Source organism: Bacillus sp. RE35 (assembly GCF_052146655.1).
In the GTDB taxonomy this organism is placed as follows: domain Bacteria; phylum Bacillota; class Bacilli; order Bacillales; family Bacillaceae_G; genus Bacillus_A; species Bacillus_A cereus.
Map to the genome: position 1 here is coordinate 277501 of NZ_CP197377.1, position 7500 is coordinate 285000.

The following is a 7500-nucleotide window of genomic DNA, read 5'->3' on the forward strand; positions in this document are numbered from 1 at the left end:
AGCTGAAGAGGCGGAGCCGCAGCGAAAGCGAGTCTGAATAGGGCGTTTAGTACGTGGTCGTAGACCCGAAACCAGGTGATCTACCCATGTCCAGGGTGAAGTTCAGGTAACACTGAATGGAGGCCCGAACCCACGCACGTTGAAAAGTGCGGGGATGAGGTGTGGGTAGCGGAGAAATTCCAATCGAACCTGGAGATAGCTGGTTCTCCCCGAAATAGCTTTAGGGCTAGCCTTAAGTGTAAGAGTCTTGGAGGTAGAGCACTGATTGGACTAGGGGTCCTCATCGGATTACCGAATTCAGTCAAACTCCGAATGCCAATGACTTATCCTTAGGAGTCAGACTGCGAGTGATAAGATCCGTAGTCAAAAGGGAAACAGCCCAGACCGCCAGCTAAGGTCCCAAAGTGTGTATTAAGTGGAAAAGGATGTGGAGTTGCTTAGACAACTAGGATGTTGGCTTAGAAGCAGCCACCATTTAAAGAGTGCGTAATAGCTCACTAGTCGAGTGACTCTGCGCCGAAAATGTACCGGGGCTAAATACACCACCGAAGCTGCGGATTGATACCAATGGTATCAGTGGTAGGGGAGCGTTCTAAGGACAGTGAAGTCAGACCGGAAGGACTGGTGGAGTGCTTAGAAGTGAGAATGCCGGTATGAGTAGCGAAAGACGGGTGAGAATCCCGTCCACCGAATGCCTAAGGTTTCCTGAGGAAGGCTCGTCCGCTCAGGGTTAGTCAGGACCTAAGCCGAGGCCGACAGGCGTAGGCGATGGACAACAGGTTGATATTCCTGTACCACCTCTTTATCGTTTGAGCAATGGAGGGACGCAGAAGGATAGAAGAAGCGTGCGATTGGTTGTGCACGTCCAAGCAGTTAGGCTGATAAGTAGGCAAATCCGCTTATCGTGAAGGCTGAGCTGTGATGGGGAAGCTCCTTATGGAGCGAAGTCTTTGATTCCCCGCTGCCAAGAAAAGCTTCTAGCGAGATAAAAGGTGCCTGTACCGCAAACCGACACAGGTAGGCGAGGAGAGAATCCTAAGGTGTGCGAGAGAACTCTGGTTAAGGAACTCGGCAAAATGACCCCGTAACTTCGGGAGAAGGGGTGCTTTCTTAACGGAAAGCCGCAGTGAATAGGCCCAAGCGACTGTTTAGCAAAAACACAGCTCTCTGCGAAGCCGTAAGGCGAAGTATAGGGGGTGACACCTGCCCGGTGCTGGAAGGTTAAGGAGAGGGGTTAGCGTAAGCGAAGCTCTGAACTGAAGCCCCAGTAAACGGCGGCCGTAACTATAACGGTCCTAAGGTAGCGAAATTCCTTGTCGGGTAAGTTCCGACCCGCACGAAAGGTGTAACGATTTGGGCACTGTCTCAACCAGAGACTCGGTGAAATTATAGTACCTGTGAAGATGCAGGTTACCCGCGACAGGACGGAAAGACCCCGTGGAGCTTTACTGTAGCCTGATATTGAATTTTGGTACAGTTTGTACAGGATAGGCGGGAGCCATTGAAACCGGAGCGCTAGCTTCGGTGGAGGCGCTGGTGGGATACCGCCCTGACTGTATTGAAATTCTAACCTACGGGTCTTATCGACCCGGGAGACAGTGTCAGGTGGGCAGTTTGACTGGGGCGGTCGCCTCCTAAAGTGTAACGGAGGCGCCCAAAGGTTCCCTCAGAATGGTTGGAAATCATTCGTAGAGTGCAAAGGCATAAGGGAGCTTGACTGCGAGACCTACAAGTCGAGCAGGGACGAAAGTCGGGCTTAGTGATCCGGTGGTTCCGCATGGAAGGGCCATCGCTCAACGGATAAAAGCTACCCCGGGGATAACAGGCTTATCTCCCCCAAGAGTCCACATCGACGGGGAGGTTTGGCACCTCGATGTCGGCTCATCGCATCCTGGGGCTGTAGTCGGTCCCAAGGGTTGGGCTGTTCGCCCATTAAAGCGGTACGCGAGCTGGGTTCAGAACGTCGTGAGACAGTTCGGTCCCTATCCGTCGTGGGCGTAGGAAATTTGAGAGGAGCTGTCCTTAGTACGAGAGGACCGGGATGGACGCACCGCTGGTGTACCAGTTGTTCTGCCAAGGGCATAGCTGGGTAGCTATGTGCGGAAGGGATAAGTGCTGAAAGCATCTAAGCATGAAGCCCCCCTCAAGATGAGATTTCCCATAGCGTAAGCTAGTAAGATCCCTGAAAGATGATCAGGTTGATAGGTTCGAGGTGGAAGCATGGTGACATGTGGAGCTGACGAATACTAATAGATCGAGGACTTAACCATATAATATGTAGCAATGTTATCTAGTTTTGAAGGAATATGCCTTCATAGTTTGGTGATGATGGCAGAGAGGTCACACCCGTTCCCATACCGAACACGGAAGTTAAGCTCTCTAGCGCCGATGGTAGTTGGGACCTTGTCCCTGTGAGAGTAGGACGTCGCCAAGCAACTTTAAGACGAGTCAGAATGACTCGTCTTTTTTGTGTTTATAAAAATAAGAATGGCTGGTAAATCTCAGTTTATTAAAATTTCACTTTATTGTTCACATCAACAAGTTCAAAACGCTCACAGACGAGTAACATATCTTCAGAGAAATTAAGACCAATCTCATTTAGTTCCTTTGTAAAAAAACGAACATGGGTGTCTCTCCAGTAATTATAAGTACGATCTCCTTCGCCTTCAGCGATAGCGAATTCTTCGCTTACTTCATTCATTGGTGTTACAGTTACTTCTATTGTCTTAATAATAGCTACAGGTTCATCATTACTATTGAGTATAATACTATAATCATTAGTAGACGGTAGCGATTCATTTTCTAATTCATAAAAAATGTGACCGGAGCATGTAGCTGTTTTAATACCGTCAATTACTAGTTGTGCAAGATAATTAGGGGCATCCCCAAATTGCCAAGCTGTAACAGATTCTGTTTTTTTGTTGTTTCCCCAATAAGTATCCCAATATGTCTGTGCTAATTGATTCATTTTTATCGTCACCTCACTCTAATTAATATTTAATCTCTTTATAATTCCTAGGAAATTTATTTATTTGTTATGCCTTTGTACTTATTTTTAATTTGTATCAGTGTTTTGCAAATTAAAAAGATACTATGTGGAGTGAATATAGTTTGTAAATATGTTCTGTACATATATGGGATCTTTAATTTTCCAATTGCATTTTATGATAAAGGACATAGTTACTTAAAGAACGTTCAGATTATGAATGGTAGTTTATTATCACTATGCCATATTGAAGTGAGTAATACTAGAGTTGAAATAGATAAAAAAACCGATATTCTAAATTGAATATCAGTTTAATAATATGTGACTTATATGAATCTATAGCAATACGAAAAGCGTAAATAAGATAGCCAACAAAATACGGTAGTATGCAAAAGGTTTTAAACCTATCTTCTCTAAAAGCTTTAGAAAAGTTACTACTGCTAGCATCGCTACTATAAAAGAGGTAATGAATCCTACCGCGAACATAGGGATGTCATCGACACTTAAATACTTCCAACTTTTTAGTAAGTCTAAGCCTGTTGCCCCAATCATTACAGGAAGAGCTATTAGAAAAGAGAATTCAGATGCAGTCTTATAATTTACTTTTGCTAATAGACCTCCAGAGATAGTAGAGCCAGCTCTAGAGAAGCCAGGGTATACCGCTAAGCACTGAAATAATCCGATTGTTAAAGCTTGGCGGTATGTTAAATCGTCCAGTGAATAGGCTGCTGCCCCTTTCTTTTTTACTTCTGCAAAGATCATAAGAATTGCCCCTGCTACAAGTCCAATCACAACAGTGTATGGCTGGAATAAGTATGTTTTAATAATATCATGTAGTAGCAAGCCAGCAACCACTGCCGGAAATACGCCAAGAAATACATGGAACGCGTTGAATTTTTTTTCTTTCTGTATAAGAGGTTTAATATTACATAAAGAAACGAGACGTTTATGATATAAAATTGCAATAGCTAAAATTGCGCCTAGCTGAATAACAATTTCAAACGTTTTTGCTCTTTCCCCCTCAAAGCCTAATAAATGCCCGACTAATATAAGGTGGCCAGTAGAAGATATAGGTAAAAATTCAGCTAATCCTTCTACAATACCGAGTATGAAGGCAATAATGATATCGCTCATAGTTTCACTCCTATACATTAATGAATGTCTACTTTTTTAAAATAGAATAGTGTTGCAATAAATCCGGAAATTGTCGTTACTGCAATGATGATATAAGAATACTCTGGTGGATATGTCGGTTGTAATTCGTTATTTGCGATATCTAGAGTAGCGGTCCACGGAAATAAATCTTTATGCTTGGAGTTTACGAGCATAAGATTAGTCATTGTAATAATGACTGTTAATATAATGGGTGGTACATAGCTCTTCATTACAAGAGTTAGTAGCACAATAGGTGAAGACAATAGAAAGAGAAGTCCACCACATATTAAAAATTCTAGGAAAGAACCTAAAAGTAAAGAAATGTTAAAACCAGGGAAGTTCCCCAATAGCCCTAATATTAAAGTAAGTGCCCAAGCGACTAAAGTTAGCATCATAATCCAAAGAAAGAGAATGATGAATTTACTTGTAATAAAGCTAATGCGTGACACGGGGATAGTTAGTAAATTTTTCAGTGTATCTTCTGTATATTCGCGGGTAAGCAAATAAGCAACCACTACTCCATATAAGGGGAATCCTATAACTAAAGTAGTATATAAGTTAACGTCAGTAAATAATTGATCGAACCAAATAGTTGGAGTTGGCTGTTTTGTTTTTATATGTATATAAGAGGCTACTACAACTAAGAAAGGTGCGACACCAGCACCAATAATGCTAATTAAAAACATATTAGAGCGTTTTAGTTTTAAGAGTTCTGTATAGAGTAGATTAACCAATTGTTCCACCTCCAACTAGTTTGGTGAAATAATCTTCTAGTCTATCTTCACTTATCATCATTTTTAATACTTCAATATCGTTAAGAACGAACGTTCTGTTTATGTATCCTTGTTGTCCAAAATGAGAGTAAATACGAATATTTCCTTCATCATGTACTTCATAATCAAAAATTTGAAGATGATTTTCTAATAACATCACAGCTTTATCGTCATTATTCACTTGAAACTCTATGTACTTACGGTTTGCTTTGCGCAGCGTATCAAGAGAAACTTCTTCTAGTAACTTTCCTTCATGAATAATTCCGATACGATCAACTAACTGTTCTACCTCGGCTAATATGTGACTAGAAATCAGTATTGTTATATTTCTTTCTTGAGCTAAAGAATGAATAAGTTTTCGCATTTCTTTAATACCAATAGGGTCTAGTCCGTTAGTTGGTTCATCTAATATGAGTAGCTCAGGATAATGGAGAAGAGCACGCGCAATTCCTAAGCGTTGCTTCATTCCTAAAGAATACTTTCCTACTAACTTTTTTGTCTCATGCTGCAAGCCTACTATTTCTAATGCTTCTTCGATAGCATTCTTTTTGTGAACCCCAATTATTTTTGCATTAATTAATAGGTTTTCTTTTGCAGTTAAGTTTTCATAAAATCCTGGAACTTCAACTATAGAACCAATTCTGCTTAAAATATCTTTTTGATTTTGGAATAAGTTCTCTCCGAATATTTCAATCGTTCCACTTGTAGGCTTTATAAGACTAAGCAGCATGCGAATGGTTGTTGTTTTACCAGCACCGTTGCGGCCTATGAAGCCATAAATCTCCCCTTGTTGAACATTAATATTTAAATTATCTACTGACTTTTGATTGCCATATACTTTAGTAAGGTTAGTCGTTTTTATAATTGTATTTATAGGAGACACCTGCTTTCTATAAGTTCTTACTTACATCATAAAAAGGAAGGCTTAACTGCATATTAATCATTTCTTAACTATTTCTTAAAAGTATTGTGTTTTGGAATAGAAAAGCCAAAAGTAGTTTGTTTCCATGGAGTACTTTCAACCCATATATGTCCACCGTTTTTCTCAACGAGCGCTTTGGAAATAGAAAGCCCGAGACCGCTACCACCAAATGAAGAGTTTCTTGATTGTTCGCTTCGGTACATTCGCTCAAATACGTTTTGTAAATCATGTTTTGGAATACCAGGGCCTTGATCCCAAATATGAAGTTCGTATTCTGCATCAGCTTCTAGCAATTCGACTCCTATTGTTTTCCCATCCTTTCCGTAATAAATTGCATTTTTTATTAAATTACCGATAATCCGCATAATGCTTAGATGATCTGCGATGATAGGACAAGTAGACTCTGGTATGCGAATTTGCAGTTCGATGTTATGTTTTGAGAGCTCAGGTAAAAATTCAATCAAAACTTCTCTAGTAACTTCAGAAAAGTTGAGTTCTTCTTCTTTTAGTGGAAATTCATTAGCGTCTAGCTTCGCCATATTGAATATTTCATCAACTAGGTGCTTTAAGTTATTTGATTTCATATAGAGTATTTTAAGATATTCTTGTTTTTCTATTTCAGAAGCAGCAACTCCGTCTTTCAAAGCATCTATATATCCGATAATGGAGGTGAGTGGTGTTCGTATATCGTGGGAGATACTAGACAAAAGTTGTTTTCTGGATTCTTCGGATCTTTTGGCTTCAATTTGAACCTGCTCTAATTTACCTATTAGCTCGTTTATTGAAAAAACGATATTATGTAATGAGCGGTCATTGCTTGTGAATAATCTCGTTTGTAAGTTTCCTTTTAGTACACGACTTAATTTAGTATCCATTGCTTTGCGATGTTGAATGAATTGTATTCTTGAAAAGAAGAGATAAATTGTAATTAAGATAAGGATAATAAATAAAGACATTTTTATTCTTGGATCCATTTGTATGTTTAAAATCCCGCAAATGATAAGTTGTAATGAAATCAGGAAGAGGGTTTTATCAGTCTTCAAGCTTTTCACCTACAAACTTATAACCAATTCCCCATATAGTCTGAATGAATTTTGGATTGGAAGGGTCAATTTCTATTTTCTTTCTAAGTTTTCGAATATGTACCATAACGGTATTGTCATCTTCTATATAATTATCGTTCCATACATTTCGGAAGAGCTGTGTTTTTGTAAATACTTGCCCTGGGTTTGAAGTAAAGAATTTTAACAGTTCCAGTTCTTTTCCGGTTAAGCTAATTTCTTCTTTGTTTGTATGAACTGTGTATGTATTTAAATTGATAGTTAGTCCTTTAAAAGATAAAGTTGTTTTTTCTTGAGCAGTATTGTTACTTCCGAGAACTAAAAAACGCCGCATAAGAGCTTTTACTCGTGCAATTACTTCGTGAATGCTGAAAGGTTTCGTAATATAATCATCAGCACCAATGCTTAAACCTAAAATTTTATCAACTTCGTGATCTTTAGCGGTGAGCATTAATATAGGTACGTTAGTTTTATCTCTAAGTTTTTTACATACCTCGATTCCATCTATTTTGGGCATCATAAGATCTAGTATAACGAGGTTATAGTTATTTTGATTAAATAAATGTAAGGCTTCTTCGCCGTTGATTGCAGTGTCTACCATGT

The 7500-nt window shown here is 39.5% G+C and carries 6 protein-coding genes and 2 rRNA genes (2 of these 8 cut by a window edge); 2 read left to right on the plus strand and 6 right to left on the minus strand.

The genetic code is table 11. The features are described from left to right. Both ACTL4X_RS01585 and rrf read left to right on the plus strand, forming a co-directional pair. Positions 1-2270 (plus strand): 23S ribosomal RNA (locus ACTL4X_RS01585); it begins 652 nt to the left of the window's first position. A 48-nt stretch (positions 2271-2318) separates the two neighbouring features. Beyond that, positions 2319-2434, plus strand: a 5S ribosomal RNA gene (rrf, locus tag ACTL4X_RS01590). A gap of 75 nt (positions 2435-2509) precedes the next feature. On the opposite strand, the gene ACTL4X_RS01595 is transcribed toward rrf, so the two are convergent. The 6 genes from ACTL4X_RS01595 to ACTL4X_RS01620 all read right to left on the minus strand — a co-directional run. Further along, entirely contained in the window at positions 2510-2968 is a 459-nt protein-coding gene (locus tag ACTL4X_RS01595) for an ASCH domain-containing protein (RefSeq protein WP_086401179.1), read from the minus strand. A 354-nt stretch (positions 2969-3322) separates the two neighbouring features. Then, positions 3323-4120, minus strand: coding sequence for an undecaprenyl-diphosphate phosphatase UppP (uppP, locus tag ACTL4X_RS01600; RefSeq protein WP_001279958.1), 798 nt, complete (start codon positions 4118-4120; stop codon positions 3323-3325). Between the two features lie 17 nt (positions 4121-4137). Continuing rightward, positions 4138-4875: an ABC transporter permease gene (locus ACTL4X_RS01605; RefSeq protein ID WP_000247711.1), complete on the minus strand. Its 738-nt coding sequence runs from the start codon at positions 4873-4875 to the stop codon at positions 4138-4140. Next, complete coding sequence (locus tag ACTL4X_RS01610) at positions 4868-5797, minus strand: ABC transporter ATP-binding protein (protein WP_000074581.1); 930 nt, start codon at positions 5795-5797, stop codon at positions 4868-4870. Before ACTL4X_RS01610 ends, ACTL4X_RS01605 begins: the two co-directional genes overlap by 8 nt. 68 nt (positions 5798-5865) lie before the next feature. Next, entirely contained in the window at positions 5866-6879 is a 1014-nt protein-coding gene (locus ACTL4X_RS01615; RefSeq protein ID WP_071740903.1) for a sensor histidine kinase, read from the minus strand. Next, positions 6869-7500, minus strand: partial view of a response regulator transcription factor gene (locus ACTL4X_RS01620; protein WP_071740902.1) — the 3' portion only. Its footprint extends 82 nt past the window's final position; only the last 632 of its 714 coding nucleotides appear in the window; the start codon falls outside the window, past its right edge; its stop codon occupies positions 6869-6871. The genes ACTL4X_RS01615 and ACTL4X_RS01620 overlap by 11 nt, the downstream gene beginning before the upstream one ends.

What these genes read in the sequence shown, in the direction of transcription:
- uppP (WP_001279958.1), bottom strand. Translation starts at nt 4,120, where the DNA reads ATGAGCGATATCATTATTGCCTTCATACTCGGTATTGTAGAAGGATTA.
- ACTL4X_RS01595 (WP_086401179.1), bottom strand. Translation starts at nt 2,968, where the DNA reads ATGAATCAATTAGCACAGACATATTGGGATACTTATTGGGGAAACAAC.